Source organism: Methylobacterium sp. M6A4_1b, assembly GCF_053345175.1.
In genome coordinates, this window is the sequence record NZ_JBKEZQ010000027.1 from 17,910 (window position 1) to 33,170 (window position 15,261).

Here is a 15,261-nt window from a genome sequence, read left to right on the forward strand (position 1 = left end):
TCAAGTCCGCCTTTCCCTCCCCCTCGCCGTCAGCGCTTCGCCCGCCCCGGAGGGCCCTTCACTCCACCACCAGCTCCACCCGGTCGGCGGCGAACAGGCTGCGCGTGGCCTGGATGCGTGTGCCGGCGCCGTCCACGTTCACGCTGGACAGGGCGATCAGGGTCCGGCCGGGGGCGATGTCCAGGCGTTCCGCCTCCTCGGGGCTGGCCGGGCGGGCGCCGATCCGGGTCGAGAGCCGGGTGTAGTCGGCCACGCCGAAGCCCGCATAGGCGCGGGTGAGCGAGCCGCTGGCGGCGTAGGCGGCGTCGAAGCCGGTGAAGCGCGGCAGCGGCAGGCAGGTCCGGGCCGTCGAGATCGGGGCGCCGTCGGCCCGGTGCACGGTGAGGAGTTCGAGGATCGGCGCGCCGGGGTCGATCCCCAGGGCATCGGCCCAGTCCGCATCCGCCGGCACGGTGGCGGCCGCGATCAGGTCGCCCCAGGCCTCGCGCCCGGTGCGCGAGACGATCTCGGAGAAGCGGGTCCGGGGCCCGATCGGGTAGGGAATCGGGCCCTGCTCCACGAAGCTGCCCCGGCCCTGCGTGGTGCGCACCAGACCGCCCTCGGCGAGCACGCCGAGCGCCCGGCGCACCGTGTGTCGGTTCACGCCGAAGCGCGCGGCGAGCGCCGATTCGGCCGGCAGCTGCGCCCCGGCGCCCAGGCTCCCGCCGCGGATCTCGCCCGCCAGGGTGTCGGCGATCTGCCGCCAGGCGGCCAGGCCGCCCCCGCGCTGGAGCGCCGTCACGCGGGTGTCGCCCGCCTTCTTCATGACTGCCTCGCCTGGGTCGCCCGCATCCGTCCTCGAAAACCCTTGTGCCCGCTCATCCGATTGTCTATACATATAGACAGGTTTGGAGACCGATCGATGCCGAGCGCCAGCCAAACACCACCTGAGCCCGGGATGCCAGACCCCGCCGCGCGTCGGCAGGCGATGGCGCGGGCCGGGCAGGCCACCGCCGAGGAATTGCGGGCCGCCCTGGCGCGGGCCGGCGCCGCGGCCGAGGCGGAGGACCTGCGGGCGCCGGAGACGGGCCTCGTCATGGTCCGCGGGCGGATCGGCGGCGACGGACGGCCCTTCAATGCCGGCGAGGCCGCGGTGACCCGGGCGGCGGTGCGCCTGCCCGGCGGCGAGACCGGCTTCGCCTACCATCTCGGCCGCGACCGGACCCGCGCCCGCCTCGCCGCCATCCTCGATGCGCATTGGCAGCGCCCGGCGGCGCGGCCTGCCCTCGAGGCGGCCCTGGCGGAGATCGCAGGGCGCCGGGCGGACGCGGCGCGGCAGGCCGCCCGCAAGACGGCGGCCACCCGGGTCAACTTCTTCACCCTGGCGCGGGGAGAGGATTGATGGCCAACGCTCTCGCCCTCGCCCGCGGCTTCGCCGATCCCGTCCACGAGGGCCAGGCGGTGTTTCGGGCCGCGATGGAGGCCCTGAGCCGGCCCGGCCGGATCCGCGCCCTGGTCACCGCCCTGGCGCCCCCCGCCCCCCTCACCCCCGAGCTCGCGGCCCTGGCCCTGGCGCTCACCGATGCCGACACGCCGGTCTGGCTCGATGCGCCCCTGCGGGCGGACCCGGCGGTCGCCGGGTTCCTGCGCTTCCACACCGGGGCGCCGATCGTCGCGGCGCCCGGGCAGGCGGCCTTCGCGCTGATCGCCGATCCCGCCCGCTGCCCCGCCTTCACGGATTTCGCACGGGGCACCCCCGCCTACCCGGATGCCTCCGCCACACTGATCCTGGCCGTCGACACCCTTTCCGACGGGGCCGGCCAGCCCTCCACCGGCCAGCCCTCCACCGGCCAGTCCTCCGCCGGGCTCGCCTTCGCGGGGCCGGGCATCCGCGGCACGGCGCGGCTCGAGGCCGGGCCCCTGCCCGCCGACTGGGCCGCGCGCTGGGCCGCGAACCATGCGGGCTTCCCGCTGGGGATCGACTGCTTCTTCGTGGCGCCGGGCCGCCTCGCCGGGCTGCCGCGCTCGGCCCGCCCCGTCGGCGCCGAGACCGTGCCGGGTTCGGACGATTGTGCGGGTTCGGAGGCGCTGCCATGTACGTCGCGGTGAAGGGCGGCGAGGCCGCCATCGACAACGCCCACCGGCTGCTCGCCGAGGTTCGGCGCGGCGACCCGGCCGTGCCCGAACTCACCGTGGCGCAGATCCGCGAGCAGATGCGCCTCCTCGTCGACCGGGTGATGACCGAGGGCTCCCTCTACGACCCGGACCTGGCCGCCCTCGCCCTGAAGCAGGCCCGGGGCGACGTGGTCGAGGCGGTGTTCCTGGTGCGGGCCTACCGCACCACGCTGCCGCGCTTCGGCGCCACCGAGCCGGTCGACACCGGCGCGATGACGCTGGCGCGGCGCATCTCCGCCACCTTCAAGGACCTGCCCGGCGGGCAGGTGCTCGGCCCGACCTTCGACTACACCCATCGCCTCGTGGACTTTTCGCTCATGGACGGCTTCGATCCGGTACCGGCGGCCGAATCCGGAACCGAAGCCGAGCCCGAGTCCGCCGCCTGCCCGCGGGTCACCGATCTTCTCGGCCAGGCCGGCCTCCTCGAACCCTCGCCCCCGGACGAAGGCGCCGCGATCGGCGACCTCACCCGCGAGCCCGTGGACTATCCCGCCGACCGGGCGGTGCGCCTGCAGGGTCTGGCGCGGGGCGACGAGGGCTTCCTCCTGGCGCTGGGCTACTCGACGCAGCGCGGCTACGGCCGCACCCATCCCTTCGTCGGCGAGATCCGGGTCGGGGCGGTGGAACTGGAGTTCACGCCCGAGGAGCTCGGCTTTCCCGTCGGCCTCGGTACGATCGAGCTGACCGAGTGCCAGATGATCAACCAGTTCCACGGCCACGGCGCGGTGCTGCCGCAATTCACCCGCGGCTACGGCCTCGTCTTCGGCCAGGGCGAGCGCAAGGCCATGGCCATGGCGCTGGTGGACCGCTCGCTCCGGGCCGCCGAACTCGGCGAGGCCGTGGCGGTGCCGGCCCAGGACCAGGAATTCGTCCTGGCCCATTGCGACAGCCTGCAGGCGACGGGCTTCGTCGAGCACATGAAGCTGCCGCACTACGTCGACTTCCAGGCCGAACTCGAACTGGTCCGGCGCCTGCGTGCCGAGCACGCCGCCCGGGCGGCCGCGCCCGCTTCCGACGAATCCCCCCTGCGGGAGGCCGCCGAATGAACGCGCCAAGTCCTGCTCCCGCCCCCGCCCCCGCCACCGCCGGCACCGGCTACAACTTCGCCTATCTCGACGAGGGCACGAAGCGGATGATCCGCCGGGCCATCCTCAAGGCCATCGCGATCCCGGGCTATCAGGTGCCCTTCGCCGCCCGCGAGATGCCGATGCCCTATGGCTGGGGCACCGGCGGCGTGCAGGTCACCGCCGCGATCCTCGGCGCCGCCGACGTGCTCAAGGTGATCGATCAGGGCGCCGACGACACCACCAACGCGGTCTCGATCCGGCGCTTCTTCACCGCCACCGCCGGGATCGCCACGACGACGCGGACGGCGCACGCCACCGTGATCCAGACCCGCCACCGCATCCCCGAGGCGCCGCTCGCCGAGGGGCAGGTCCTCGTCTACCAGGTGCCGATCCCCGAACCCTTGCGCTTCCTCGAGCCCCGCGAGACCGAGACGCGCCAGCTCCACGCCCTGGCCGAATACGGCCTCATGCACGTGAAGCTCTACGAGGACATCGCCCGCCACGGCCACATCGCCACCACCTACGCCTATCCGGTTGAGGTGGCCGGCCGCTACGTGATGGATCCCTCCCCGACCCCGAAATTCGACAATCCCAAGATGGACGACTGCCCCGCTCTCCAGCTCTTCGGGGCCGGCCGCGAGAAGCGCATCTACGCGATCCCGCCCTATACCCGGGTGCGCAGCCTCGACTTCGAGGATCACCCCTTCCGGGTCCAGAGCTTCGACCGGCCCTGCGCCCTCTGCGGCGCGGACGGGGTCTACCTCGACGAGGTGGTCCTCGACGACGTCGGGGGGCGGATGTTCGTCTGCTCGGACACCGACCATTGCGAGACCCGCCGCGCCGACGGCCACACCGGAGAGGGTGCGTGATGGAACCGCTCCTGATCGTGGACGGCCTGACCAAGCGCTACGGCCGGCGCCTCGCCTGCGACGGCATCGGCTTCACCCTCGACCCCGGCGAGGTGCTGGCGGTGGTCGGCGAATCCGGCTCCGGCAAGTCGACCCTGCTCTCGCTCATCGCCGGCGAGGTCGCGGCCGATGCGGGCTCCGTCGCCTACCGCCTGCGCGACGGCGCCACGCGCGACCTCGACACCCTGAGCGTCGTCGAGCGGCGCGCGCTGATGCGCACGGACTGGGGATTCGTGCGCCAGGACGCGACGCAGGGCCTGCGCATGGCGGTCTCGGCCGGGGGCAATGTCGGCGAGCGCCTGATGGGCGTCGGCGACCGCCATTACGGCCGCATCCGCGCCACCGCCCTCGACTGGCTCGCCCGCGTCGAGATCGCGCCCGACCGCATCGACGACCCCCCGACGCGCTTCTCCGGCGGCATGCGCCAGCGCCTGCAGATCGCCCGCAACCTCGTCACCGCGCCCCGCCTCGTCCTCATGGACGAGCCGACCTCGGGCCTCGACGTCTCGGTCCAGGCCCGCCTCCTCGACATGATCCGGGGCCTGGTGGCCGAGCTCGGCCTCGCGGTCATCATCGTCACCCACGATCTCGCCGTGGCGCGCCTGCTCTCGCACCGCGTCCTCGTCATGCGGGCCGGCCGGGTGATCGAGACCGGCCTGACCGACCAGGTCCTCGACGACCCGCAGGCCGCCTACACCCAGCTCCTCGTCTCCTCGGTGCTCGCCGCATGACGCCCCCGCCTCCCCGCCTCGCCTTCGAGGACGTGGCCAAGAGCTTCACCCTGCATCTGCGCGGCGGCGCCGCGCTGCCCGTCATCGCCGGCGTCACCCTGGCGGTCCATCCGGGCGAATGCGTCGTGCTCGGCGGCGCCTCCGGTGCAGGCAAGTCCTCCCTCCTGAAGATGGCCTACGGCAATTACCGCTGCGCCGCCGGGGCGATCCGGGTCCACGACGGAGCCCGCATCGTCGACCTCGCCACGGCCGCGCCGCGCGAGATCCTGGCGCTCCGCCGCACCACCCTCGCCTATGTCTCGCAGTTCCTCCGGGTGATCCCCCGCGTCGGCGCCCGCGCCGTGGTGGAGGCCGCCGGCCTCGAGGGCGGCCTTTCCCCCGAGGCGGCCCGCACCCGGGCGGCCGATCTCCTGGCCCGCCTCAACCTGCCCGAGCGCCTGTGGGCGCTCCCGCCCGCCACCTTCTCGGGAGGCGAGCAGCAGCGGGTGAACATCGCCCGGGGCCTCATCGCCGACCGGCCGATCCTGCTCATGGACGAGCCCACCGCCTCCCTCGACGCGCAGAACCGCGCCGTGGTGGTGGACCTCATCGCCCGGAAGCGGGCCGCCGGCACGGCCATCCTCGGCATCTTCCACGATGCCGAGGTGCGCGAAGCGGTGGCGACGCGCATCGTCGACGTCGCGGCCTTCCGCGGGGCGCTGGCGGCATGAGTCGGGATCGGGAACAGAGCATGACGGACCGGGTCGAGATCCTCGAGAACGCGCGCCTCGTCCTGCCCGACCGGGTCGAGGACGGCTGGCTCGCCGTGGTGGACGGGCGCATCGCCGAGATCGGCACCGGGCGTGCCCCCGAGCGCGGCCTCGATTGCGCCGGCGACACGCTCATCCCGGGCCTCGTCGAACTCCATACCGACCATCTGGAGAGCCACTACGCCCCCCGTCCCGGCGTGCGCTGGCATCCCCTCGGGGCGGTACTGGCCTACGATGCGCAGATCGCGGCGTCCGGCATCACCACGGTGTTCGATTCGCTGCGCGCCGGCACCGACCCGGACGGCAGCGGCCTCGGCACCGAGCTGGAACTCCTGGCGGCCGCCCTGGCGGAGGCGCAGGAGGCCGGCCTGTTCCGCGCCGAGCACCGCACGCACCTGCGCTGCGAGATCCCCTCCACCGACGTGGTCGAGACCGTGCACGCCTTCGCCGAGCGCTACGCCATCGGCCTGCTGTCGCTGATGGACCACACGCCGGGCCAGCGCCAGTTCCGCGACGTCGACAAGTACTACGTGTATGCCGGGCGCGGCGGCCGCTCCCTGGAGGAGATCAAGCTCAGCACCGCGCGCAAGATGCGCGACGGCCGCGCCCTCAACGCGGTGAACCGGCCCGCCCTGGTGGCGCTCGCCCACGCGCGCGCCATTCCGCTCGCCAGCCACGACGACACCACCCTGGAGGACGTCGCGCTGTCGCGGGACGAGGCCGTGGTGCTGGCCGAATTCCCCACCACTCTGGAGGCGGCCGAGGCCTCGCACGCGGCCGGCATCACGGTGATGATGGGGGCGCCCAACCTGATCCGGGGCGGCTCGCATTCCGGTAACGTCGCGGCCCACACCCTGGCGGAGGCCGGGACCCTCAGCATCCTGTCCTCGGACTACGTGCCGGCGAGCCTGATGATGGCGGCCTTCGGGCTGCCCGAGCGCGTCCCCGCCATCACCCTGCCGGAGGCCATCGCCACCGTGACGGCCAACCCTGCCCGCGCCACCGGCCTGACCGATCGCGGCCGCCTGGAACCGGGCCTGCGCGCCGACCTCGTCCGCGTCCGACTCGCCCGCGGCGTGCCCGTGGTGCGCCAGGTCTGGCGGGCCGGCGAGCGGGTGGTGTGATGCCCGGCGGCTTCGTCCTCGTGGTCGGCCCCAGCGGCGCCGGTAAGGACACTCTGCTCCGGCTGGCCCGGGACGCGCTCGGCCCGGACCCGCGCTTCGTCTTCCCCCGCCGCCTCGTGACCCGGTCACCCTCGGCCCACGAGGACAACGTCGCGCTCACGGAGGACGCCTTCGCCGAGGGAGTCGCCGCCGGCGCCTTCGCCCTGCACTGGCGTGCGCACGGCCTCGGCTACGCGATCCCCGGCGAGACGCTGGATCAGGCGCGGTCCGGGCGCGTGGTGATCTGCAACGTTTCCCGCCGGATCGTAGCGCAGGCCCGCGAGGCCCTGCCGAATGTCGGCGTCGTCACCATCACGGCCGCGCCCGCGGTGCTGGCCCGCCGCCTTGCCGCCCGCGCCCGGCCCGAAGACGGCAACTTGCGTACCCGCCTCGACCGCGTCGTGCCGGTCGAGGCCGAGTGCACGATCTGGAATGATCGCGACCCGGACAGTGCCGCCGCCGTTCTGGTCGCGCACCTGCGGAAACGGGCGGCCTGAGCCTGCGGGCGACCAGGGCCGTCCAAGGGCCTAAACGAGGAGCCCCAACCGATAGGACTCAAACGCGAAGAGCGCGGTCCCGTCGGGACCGCGCTCTTCGCGTTTGGACCGTTCGGCCGGGCGCTCGCGCACCCGGCCAAGGCTTGGCTCACGCCTCCTGGCGGGGTCCGCGGGCGCGGTCCTGCTCGGCGTTGCGCTCGACCTTGAGCTTCTCGGTGATGTCCTCGCCGGTCTCCTGGTCGACGACCTTCATCGAGAGGCGGATCTTGCCACGGTCGTCCTGGCCGAGGAACTTCACCTTGACCTTCTGGCCTTCCTTGACGACGTCCGTCACCTTGGCGACCCGCGCGGCGGCGAGTTCCGAGATGTGGACGAGGCCGTCCTTGGCGCCGAAGAAGTTCACGAAGGCGCCGAACTCCATCGTCTTCACGACGGTGCCGTCATAGATCATGCCGGGCTCGGCTTCCGCCACGATCGAGCGGATCCAGTTGTAGGCGGCCTTGATGGCCTTGCCGTCGCTGGAGGCGATCTTCACCGTGCCGGTGTCGTCGATGTTGATCTTGGCGCCGGTCTTCTCGACGATCTCGCGGATCACCTTGCCGCCGGTGCCGATCACTTCCCGGATCTTGTCGGTGGGGATCTGCATGGTCTCGATGCGCGGTGCGTACTCGCCGAGCTCGGGACGGGCGTCGGTGAGCGCCTTGGACATCTCGCCCAGGATGTGGACGCGGCCTTCCTGCGCCTGATGCAGGGCGACCTTCATGATCTCCTCGGTGATGCCCGCGATCTTGATGTCCATCTGCAGCGAGGTGATGCCGGCTTCCGTGCCCGCCACCTTGAAGTCCATGTCGCCGAGGTGATCCTCGTCGCCGAGGATGTCGGACAGCACGGCGTAGCGCTCACCCTCGAGGATGAGGCCCATGGCGATGCCCGCCACCGGACGGCGCAGGGGCACGCCGGCATCCATCAGCGACAGCGAGGCGCCGCAGACGGAGGCCATCGAGGAGGATCCGTTCGACTCGGTGATCTCGGACACGACGCGGATCGTGTACGGGAACTCGTGGGCCGGCGGCAGCACGGGGTGCACGGCCCGCCAGGCGAGCTTGCCGTGGCCGATCTCGCGGCGCCCCGGGGAGCCCATGCGGCCGGTCTCGCCCACCGAGTAGGGGGGGAAGTTGTAGTGCAGCAGGAAGGTCTCCTTGTAGGTGCCTTCCAGCGCGTCGATGAACTGCTCGTCCTCGCCGGTACCCAGCGTGGCGACCACGAGGGCCTGGGTCTCGCCGCGGGTGAACAGGGACGAACCGTGGGCGCGGGGCAGCACGCCGACCTGCGATTCGATGGGGCGCACGGTGCGCACGTCGCGGCCGTCGATGCGGGAGCCCGTGTCGAGGATGTTCCAGCGCACGACCTTGGACTGCGCTTCCTTGAACGCGGCCTTGACCTTCTCGGCCGGGAACTTCTCGGCACCCTCGGCGCAGAGGGCGGCCATCACCTTCGCCTTCACGGCGTCGACGGCGGCGTAGCGCTCCTGCTTGACGGTGTTCTTGTAGGCGGCGCGCAGGTCGGCCTCGCAGACCTCCAGCACCGCGGCCTCCACGTCGCCGTTCTCGGGCGCGGAGAAGTTGCGGGGCTCCTTGGCGGCCTTCTCGGCGAGGCGGATGATCGCCTCGATGACCGGCTGGAAGTGCTTGTGGCCGAACATCACGGCGCCGAGCAGAACCTCCTCGCTCAGCTCCTTGGCCTCGGACTCGACCATCAGGACGGCGTCCTGCGTGCCGGCGACGACGAGGTCGAGGGAGGAGGCTTCGAGGTCCGCGACCAGCGGGTTCAGGCTGTACTGGCCGTTGGCGTAGCCGACGCGGGCGGCGCCGATCGGGCCCATGAAGGGCACGCCCGAGAGCGTCAGAGCGGCCGAGGCCGCCACCATCGCGAGGATGTCGGGATCGTTCTCGAGGTCGTGGGTCAGCACGGTGACGACGACCTGGGTGTCGTTGCGCCATCCCCCGATGAAGAGGGGGCGGATCGGACGGTCGATGAGGCGGGAGACCAGGGTCTCCTTCTCGGAGGGACGGCCCTCGCGCTTGAAATACCCGCCGGGGATGCGGCCGGCGGCGTAGGCGCGTTCCTGGTAGTTCACGGTGAGCGGCAGGAAGTCGATTCCGGCCTTGGGCTCCTTGCCCGAGACGACGGTGGCGAGCACCGAGGTTTCGCCGTACGTCGCCATCACGGCGCCGTCGGCCTGACGGGCGACCTTGCCCGTCTCGAGGACGAGCTTGCGATCGCCCCACATCAGTTCTTCACGTTGCACGTCGAACATATGTCTTGCCTTCCTGCGGTCGGGCGAACCCGGCGCTGCCCGAGGGCAAGATGGCGGGAGACGTGGCGAAACACGCCCCCCGCGATCCTGTCCCCGGCGCAGCCGCCTTCAAGTCGCCCGGGTCTTCGGGTGGCCGGACCCATTCCGGAAGCCCGAACTGTCAAAACGCGGCCCCGAGCCGGGCCCGGAGCCGCGTGAACGCCGTGCTTAGCGGCGGATGCCGAGACGCTCGATGAGGCTGCGGTAGCGGGCCTCGTCCTTGCGCTTGACGTAGTCGAGCAGCGAGCGGCGCTGCGAGACCATCTTCAGGAGGCCGCGGCGGGAATGGTTGTCCTTGCCGTGGGTCTTGAAGTGGCCGGTGAGGTTGGTGATCCGCTCGGTGAGGATCGCCACCTGGACCTCCGGAGAACCGGTGTCCTTGCCGCCGGTCGCGTATTCCTTGATGAGCGCGGTCTTGCGCTCTGCCGTGATCGACATCGCAGTGCCTTTCGGTACGGGTTTTCGGAAAGGGCGGTCTCGTCGCGAGGGCCGCGCCACGCTCGTGGATGGCCGGTGCCGGGATGTCGTCCAGCACGGTCAAGCCCACAAGCAGCTTGTGCCCCGGCCCCGTTCGCACGGGTCGGAGCGGCGCGGACCATACACGAAACCTGCCCCGACGCCAGCCCTCGGGGTGTCGCGGCCACCCGCCGGTGCCTGGCAGGATGGTTCACGCCGCGGCGGCCACCGTGCGGATGTCCCCGGCCAGCGCGTCGATCCGGGCGGGATCCGAATCCCAGGCGAACATGAAGCGGGCTCCGCCGCCGATGAAGGTGTAGAAGCGCCAGCCCCGGGCGCGCAGGGCCTCGAGGTGCTCGGGTGCGGCGCGCAGGAACACCGCGTTGGCCTCCACCGGGAACATCAGTGCGAAGGCGGGTACGTCCGTTACGGCTCCGGCGAGACGCTGGGCGCAGGCGTTGGCGTGGGCCGCATGGCGCAGCCAGGCCCCGTTTTCCAGCACGCCGACCCAAGGGGCCGAGAGGAAGCGCATCTTCGAGGCGAGCTGCCCCGCCTGCTTGCAGCGGTAGCCGAAATCCTCGGCCAGCGCGGCATCGAAGAACAGGATCGCCTCACCCGCCGCCATGCCGTTCTTGGTGCCGCCGAAGCAGAGGAGGTCGACGCCCGCCTTCCAGGTCATGTCGGCGGGGCTGCAGCCGAGGCTGGCGCAGGCATTGGCGAAGCGCGCGCCGTCCATGTGGAGGCGCAGGCCGAGATCCCGGCAGGTGGCGGCGATCGCACCGATCTCGGCGAGGCTGTAGAGTTGGCCCGTCTCGGTGGGCTGGGTGATCGTCACCACCCGGGGCTTCGGGAAGTGGATGTCCGAGCGCCCCGTGGCGACGCCGCGGATCAGGGCCGGGTTCAGCTTGCCGTCGGGGCTCGCCACCACGAGCAGCTTCGAGCCGTTGGAGAAGAACTCGGGGGCGCCGCACTCGTCGGTCTCGACATGAGCCGAGGCCGAGCAGACGACGCTGTGGTAGGACTGGCAGAGGGATGCCAGCGCGAGGGCGTTGGCGGCCGTACCGTTGAAGGCGAAGAACACCTCCGCGGCCTCCGTCTCGAACAGGCTCCGGAACGTGTCGGCCGCCTGCTTCGTCCAGGGATCCTCGCCATAGGCCGGGACCGAGCCGCGGTTGGCCGCCTCCATCGCGCTCCAGGCCTCGGGGCAGATGCCGGCGTAGTTGTCGCTCGCGAATTGCTGGGGCTCGGGGGGCATGGCTCGCTCTCGTCTGGCACGGCGCGCATCGGAGCGCGGGGACCGAAACGACGATATGGCGAAGCCCGTTTGGTTGCCGGTCCGGCCACATCCCCGCCGGTTGCCGGTGGATGCCACCTTGCCCGGGAGGGCAGGTTGGCGTCAGGGATCGCCCTGACTCTTGATGCTGTCCGAATTCCTACCAGAGGGGCGACTGGCTGACAACGCGGACAGGTTGCCGCCCGACCGGGCTGGCCCAGTTCGATGCGGGATGACCCCGGAGGAATCTCTGGCGTGGGACTTGCGCCGGCTCGCAACCGATCCACCTCCCTGTGAAGGTCTGGCCGATGATGGGCGACAGCCTCACCGCGCGCAAATCCGTCGCGGACATCCTGGCCGCCGCTGAGGGCGCCGAGGCGGCGCCACTGCCGCGTTCCCTCTCGGCCTTCGACCTCGTGGCCCTCGGTGTCGGGGCGACCATCGGAGCGGGCATCTTCGTTCTGACCGGCACCGCGGCGGCGAACTATGCCGGCCCGGGCCTGACACTGTCCTTCGTGCTCGGCGGCATCGCCTGCGGATTCGTCGCCCTCTGCTACGCCGAACTGGCCGCCATGGTGCCGGCCCCGGGCAGCACCTACACCTATGCCTACGCAACCCTCGGTGAGGCCTGCGCCTGGATCATCGGCTGGGACCTCGTCCTCGAATACGCCATGAGCGCCGCCACCGTGGCGGTGGGCTGGTCGGGCTATGCCCGATCGCTCCTCGGCGATGCCGGCCTGCAGTTGCCCCCCTCCCTGACGGCCGCCCCCTTCAGCGCCCTGCCCGGCGGTGCGACCGCGTTGTTCGACCTTCCGGCGGCCGCCATCATCGCCCTGTTGACCCTGCTGCTGGTGCGCGGCAACCGCGAATCGGCCCGGGTGAACGCCGTGATGGTGTCGATCAAGGTCGCGATCATCCTGGCCTTCGTGGGCATCGGTGCCGCCCACGTGGACACGGGCCTGTGGTCGCCCTTGGTGCCGGAGAACACCGGCACATTCGGTGAATTCGGTTGGAGCGGGGTCCTGCGCGGGGCGGGCGTGGTGTTCTTCGCCTTCATCGGCTTCGAGACGATCTCGACCGCGGCCGGCGAGACGCGCCGGCCCCAGCGCGACGCGCCGATCGGGCTCCTGGGCTCGCTGGGCATCAGCACCCTGCTCTACGTGGCGGTGGCGGCGGTGCTCACCGGCCTCGTCCCCTATCGGGCCCTCGACGTGCCCGATCCCATCGCCAAGGCGGTGGAGGTGATCGGGCTCGGCGCCTTCTCGCTGGCGATCAAGATCGGGGCGATCCTCGGTCTCACGACGGCGGCGCTCGCGGCCCTCTACGGGCAAGCGCGGATCTTCTACGCGATGGCGCGAGACGGGTTGTTACCGCCAGCCTTCGCCCGGGTGCATCCCCGCTTCCGCACCCCGGCAACCAGCCAAGTCACCATCGGTGCGGTGACGGCCCTGGTGGCGGGCGTGGTGCCGATCGATCTTCTCGGCGAACTGGTGAGCATCGGCACCCTCTTCGCCTTCATCGTGATCTGCACCGCCGTGCTGGTCCTACGCCGGACCGATCCGGAGCATCACCGCCCCTTCCGGGTGCGGGGCCTGCCGGCGGTGCCAATCCTCGGGATCCTGTCCTGCCTCGGGCTGATGCTCGGCCTGCCCGGGGACACCTGGCTGCGGCTCGTCCTGTGGCTCGCCGTGGGGCTGGCGATCTACTTCGGCTACGGCCGAAAGGCGGCGCGGCTGCGCCGGCCGGGAGCGCCGGGCCCGTAGGAGGTCCCGGCGCGTTGAAACTCAGGAATAGTGGCGCGGGCTCGGGCGGCCGGAATAGCGCCGGCGCAGGTAGGAGACGAGCTTCGGGAGCAAGAAGGCGACGAGGAGCTTGCGCATAGAGAGACCTCCGTTTGGGGTGGGACAGCCTGACGGCCGCCATGTCGGAAACCCAATGCGGGGTCGCGCCCGGGCGTTCCGGAGTCAGCTGAATCAATCTGCGATCTGCTGGCGCCGATACGGTACCGTGCCGTCTCGGCGCGTGATCACCGCGTGCACGCAGTAGCCGCGGAAGCGCTGGTACACCCGTGCCTCCGCGTCCGAGGCGGACGCCACGGCCGCGACCGCCTGCGGCAGGGTTGCGCGCGGCGTCACCGCGAAGGCCGCGAGCCATCGGTTGAGGAGACTGCGGGCGGCCCATGGCAGGCCCGCCTGATCGCCGAAATCCACCACATGGAGCCGGCCGCCCGGCGCGAGGTGTCCGGCGGCTTCGGCCAGCACCCGCTCCCACGGCGGGATCATCGACAGGGCGTAGGAGATCACGATCCGGTCGAAGCGTGCCCGCCCGAACAGGGCCTGCGGGTCGAAGGCCGTGGCGTCCCCGCGCGCGAGGCGAATGCGGGGCTCGAGCCCGGCACGCACGACGCTGCGCGCCGCCGTGGCGAGCATCGCCGCCGAGACGTCGAGGCCGTAGCAGGCGACCTCCGGGTAGGTTCGGGCGATGCAAACGAGGTTGCGTCCGGTGCCGCAGCCGATCTCCAGCACCGCACCGGCCGGAGGCACGGCGAGTTCCGCGATCGTCCGGTCACGTCCGAGGAGATAGAATTTGCGGCTGGCGTCGTAGAGGTGGCGCTGGCGCCGGTACATCCGGTCCATCGCCTGCGCGGCGTCGCTCACGCGGCACGCAGGCGGTAGAGGTGAAAGCCGCCGTAGATGGCCGAGCGGTCGCGGGCCTGCCCTGCGCGGCTCTCGGCCTCGGCATAGTCCCAAGCGTCCAGGATCCGGTCCGGCACCCGGCCCGGCAGGCAGCGCTCTTCGGCAGCCGTGCGGAAGATGACCCGTGCGCCCGGCCGGGCGGTGCGGGTGATCTCGGTCCACAGAGCGGTCAGGTCGGCGTCGCTCATCCAATCCTGCGCGTCGAGGAGCACGTAGGCATCCGCACTCCGGTCGGGGCTGGTGGCCAGGAACGCCGTCATCGACTGCTGGCGATAGCTCACACGTCCGGCCCGGGACCGCAGGGTCTCGAAGTGGCGCGGCTGGAGGTAGGGCGGCAGGGCGGCGTCGGAGCCCGGCGCGTAGCCGCGCCCGAAGGCCTGCCAGGCGAAGTAGTTGTCGCCGAGGTCGAAATCGCAGGCGAGGCGCTCCAGTCGGTGGCGCAGCACGTCGACCATGCCGCCCGGGTGGTCCTTGGCCAGGGCGCTGTATTGGGCCGGAGGGATCCCGAGGCCGTAGAGGGAGGCCGGGCGCCGGATCAGCCAGCGCACGAGTCGCTTCTCGAACAGCGGCGCCACATGGGCATCGAACAGGGTCCGCTGCTCGGCCCGGTCGCGGGCCTTGAGAACGGCGGAAAGATCGCAGCCGTAGAGCCGCGCCAGCCGGTGCCCGGTTCCGATGAAGCGTCCGAGAAGGCCGTGCCGGAAGACGTTCTCCGAGAAGGCGGCGATGCGCCGGTGACCATCGAGGCGCCGGGCCTCCCAGTAGGCCCGCGCGGAGGCGTCGAGATGGGGCGCGATCCGCGCATCGTAGGCGGCGACGTTGTCGGTCGTGTCGGCGCGCCCGAAGAAGCGCAGATAGGCCGCCGAATCCGGCAACCGCGTCAGGGCCGCGAGCTTGAGGCGCCCCAGGGCGATATGGGCCCCGTTGAGGTCGACCGCGCTGATCCGTGCCGGATCGGCGGTGAGGTAGGAGAGGACGTTGCAGCTGCCCGACGCGATCGCGACGACGTGGTCCTCCGGCCCCAGCGCCAGGGCGTCCAGGTCGACCGCCGGATCCTCCCAGATCTGGGGATAGACCAGCCCGCTGAAGGCCAGGGTGAAGAGCCGTTCGGACAGGCCGGCGCGCGACAGGGCGCGGCTGCGATGCACGGCCTGGGTCAGGCCGAGGCTGGTTTCGCGGCGGACCGCCCGTGCTGCGGGGTTCATGCGGAC

Annotated in this window: 15 protein-coding genes and 1 riboswitch; of the genes, 9 read left to right on the forward strand and 6 right to left on the reverse strand. The window is 71.8% G+C overall.

Going from position 1 to position 15,261, the window contains the following annotated elements; genetic code table 11:
• Positions 1-58 precede the first annotated feature (58 nt).
• A complete protein-coding gene (gene phnF / locus ACLBWX_RS19455; RefSeq protein WP_447678639.1) occupies positions 59-805 on the reverse strand; it encodes a phosphonate metabolism transcriptional regulator PhnF in 747 nt (248 codons plus the stop codon).
• 132 nt (positions 806-937) lie between these two features.
• Between phnF and phnG the strand changes: the two genes are divergently transcribed.
• From phnG to phnN, 8 genes are read left to right on the forward strand one after another with little or no spacing between them, the layout of a single operon-like run.
• Positions 938-1,381 (forward strand): phosphonate C-P lyase system protein PhnG, encoded by a 444-nt coding sequence (phnG, locus tag ACLBWX_RS19460; RefSeq protein WP_447678640.1) that lies wholly within the window; start codon positions 938-940, stop codon positions 1,379-1,381.
• Positions 1,381-2,088 carry a phosphonate C-P lyase system protein PhnH gene (gene phnH, locus ACLBWX_RS19465; protein ID WP_447678641.1) on the forward strand — a complete coding sequence of 236 codons (708 nt, stop codon included), beginning with the start codon at positions 1,381-1,383 and terminating at the stop codon, positions 2,086-2,088. The genes phnG and phnH overlap by 1 nt, the downstream gene beginning before the upstream one ends.
• Entirely contained in the window at positions 2,073-3,200 is a 1,128-nt protein-coding gene (locus ACLBWX_RS19470) for a carbon-phosphorus lyase complex subunit PhnI (protein ID WP_447678642.1), read from the forward strand. Before phnH ends, ACLBWX_RS19470 begins: the two co-directional genes overlap by 16 nt.
• Complete coding sequence (locus tag ACLBWX_RS19475) at positions 3,197-4,090, forward strand: alpha-D-ribose 1-methylphosphonate 5-phosphate C-P-lyase PhnJ (RefSeq protein WP_447678643.1); 894 nt, start codon at positions 3,197-3,199, stop codon at positions 4,088-4,090. The genes ACLBWX_RS19470 and ACLBWX_RS19475 overlap by 4 nt, the downstream gene beginning before the upstream one ends.
• Entirely contained in the window at positions 4,090-4,860 is a 771-nt protein-coding gene (gene phnK / locus ACLBWX_RS19480; protein WP_447678669.1) for a phosphonate C-P lyase system protein PhnK, read from the forward strand. The genes ACLBWX_RS19475 and phnK overlap by 1 nt, the downstream gene beginning before the upstream one ends.
• Complete coding sequence (gene phnL / locus ACLBWX_RS19485) at positions 4,857-5,570, forward strand: phosphonate C-P lyase system protein PhnL (RefSeq protein ID WP_447678644.1); 714 nt, start codon at positions 4,857-4,859, stop codon at positions 5,568-5,570. The genes phnK and phnL overlap by 4 nt, the downstream gene beginning before the upstream one ends.
• 20 nt (positions 5,571-5,590) lie before the next feature.
• Positions 5,591-6,733, forward strand: a complete 1,143-nt coding sequence (locus ACLBWX_RS19490) for an alpha-D-ribose 1-methylphosphonate 5-triphosphate diphosphatase (RefSeq protein ID WP_447678645.1) — start codon at positions 5,591-5,593, stop codon at positions 6,731-6,733.
• Complete coding sequence (gene phnN / locus ACLBWX_RS19495; RefSeq protein WP_447678646.1) at positions 6,733-7,269, forward strand: phosphonate metabolism protein/1,5-bisphosphokinase (PRPP-forming) PhnN; 537 nt, start codon at positions 6,733-6,735, stop codon at positions 7,267-7,269. The genes ACLBWX_RS19490 and phnN overlap by 1 nt, the downstream gene beginning before the upstream one ends.
• Before the next feature lie 148 nt (positions 7,270-7,417).
• On the opposite strand, the gene pnp is transcribed toward phnN, so the two are convergent.
• The 3 genes from pnp to ACLBWX_RS19510 all read right to left on the reverse strand — a co-directional run bounded on the left by pnp (position 7,418) and on the right by ACLBWX_RS19510 (position 11,336).
• Positions 7,418-9,586, reverse strand: a complete 2,169-nt coding sequence (gene pnp / locus ACLBWX_RS19500; RefSeq protein WP_447678647.1) for a polyribonucleotide nucleotidyltransferase — start codon at positions 9,584-9,586, stop codon at positions 7,418-7,420.
• Positions 9,587-9,793: 207 nt separating this feature from the next.
• A complete protein-coding gene (rpsO, locus tag ACLBWX_RS19505) occupies positions 9,794-10,063 on the reverse strand; it encodes a 30S ribosomal protein S15 (protein ID WP_055950756.1) in 270 nt (89 codons plus the stop codon).
• 229 nt (positions 10,064-10,292) lie between these two features.
• A complete protein-coding gene (locus ACLBWX_RS19510; protein WP_447678648.1) occupies positions 10,293-11,336 on the reverse strand; it encodes a threonine aldolase family protein in 1,044 nt (347 codons plus the stop codon).
• A gap of 59 nt (positions 11,337-11,395) precedes the next feature.
• Positions 11,396-11,508: riboswitch (SAM-I-IV-variant riboswitch) on the reverse strand.
• A gap of 154 nt (positions 11,509-11,662) precedes the next feature.
• Between ACLBWX_RS19510 and ACLBWX_RS19515 the strand changes: the two genes are divergently transcribed.
• The gene (locus tag ACLBWX_RS19515; protein WP_447678649.1) at positions 11,663-13,117 is read left to right on the forward strand and encodes an amino acid permease; all 1,455 of its coding nucleotides are present in this window, start codon (positions 11,663-11,665) and stop codon (positions 13,115-13,117) included.
• Positions 13,118-13,327: 210 nt separating this feature from the next.
• Here the strand turns inward: ACLBWX_RS19515 and ACLBWX_RS19520 are convergent, their stop codons facing one another.
• Together ACLBWX_RS19520 and ACLBWX_RS19525 are read right to left on the reverse strand one after the other, a co-directional pair.
• A complete protein-coding gene (locus ACLBWX_RS19520) occupies positions 13,328-13,981 on the reverse strand; it encodes a class I SAM-dependent methyltransferase (RefSeq protein WP_447678670.1) in 654 nt (217 codons plus the stop codon).
• Between the two features lie 26 nt (positions 13,982-14,007).
• Positions 14,008-15,255, reverse strand: a complete 1,248-nt coding sequence (locus ACLBWX_RS19525) for a DUF3419 family protein (RefSeq protein ID WP_447678650.1) — start codon at positions 15,253-15,255, stop codon at positions 14,008-14,010.
• Positions 15,256-15,261 lie beyond the last annotated feature (6 nt).

Bases quoted from the DNA above. Each gene is read 5' to 3' on its own strand.
- phnG (WP_447678640.1), top strand. From the start codon at position 938: ATGCCAGACCCCGCCGCGCGTCGGCAGGCGATGGCGCGGGCCGGGCAG.
- phnH (WP_447678641.1), top strand. From the start codon at position 1,381: ATGGCCAACGCTCTCGCCCTCGCCCGCGGCTTCGCCGATCCCGTCCAC.
- ACLBWX_RS19525 (WP_447678650.1), bottom strand. From the start codon at position 15,255: ATGAACCCCGCAGCACGGGCGGTCCGCCGCGAAACCAGCCTCGGCCTG.
- phnF (WP_447678639.1), bottom strand. From the start codon at position 805: ATGAAGAAGGCGGGCGACACCCGCGTGACGGCGCTCCAGCGCGGGGGC.
- phnK (WP_447678669.1), top strand. From the start codon at position 4,090: ATGGAACCGCTCCTGATCGTGGACGGCCTGACCAAGCGCTACGGCCGG.
- phnN (WP_447678646.1), top strand. From the start codon at position 6,733: ATGCCCGGCGGCTTCGTCCTCGTGGTCGGCCCCAGCGGCGCCGGTAAG.
- pnp (WP_447678647.1), bottom strand. From the start codon at position 9,586: ATGTTCGACGTGCAACGTGAAGAACTGATGTGGGGCGATCGCAAGCTC.
- ACLBWX_RS19515 (WP_447678649.1), top strand. From the start codon at position 11,663: ATGATGGGCGACAGCCTCACCGCGCGCAAATCCGTCGCGGACATCCTG.
- ACLBWX_RS19510 (WP_447678648.1), bottom strand. From the start codon at position 11,336: ATGCCCCCCGAGCCCCAGCAATTCGCGAGCGACAACTACGCCGGCATC.
- ACLBWX_RS19490 (WP_447678645.1), top strand. From the start codon at position 5,591: ATGACGGACCGGGTCGAGATCCTCGAGAACGCGCGCCTCGTCCTGCCC.
- rpsO (WP_055950756.1), bottom strand. From the start codon at position 10,063: ATGTCGATCACGGCAGAGCGCAAGACCGCGCTCATCAAGGAATACGCG.
- ACLBWX_RS19520 (WP_447678670.1), bottom strand. From the start codon at position 13,981: ATGTACCGGCGCCAGCGCCACCTCTACGACGCCAGCCGCAAATTCTAT.
- ACLBWX_RS19470 (WP_447678642.1), top strand. From the start codon at position 2,073: ATGTACGTCGCGGTGAAGGGCGGCGAGGCCGCCATCGACAACGCCCAC.
- ACLBWX_RS19475 (WP_447678643.1), top strand. From the start codon at position 3,197: ATGAACGCGCCAAGTCCTGCTCCCGCCCCCGCCCCCGCCACCGCCGGC.
- phnL (WP_447678644.1), top strand. From the start codon at position 4,857: ATGACGCCCCCGCCTCCCCGCCTCGCCTTCGAGGACGTGGCCAAGAGC.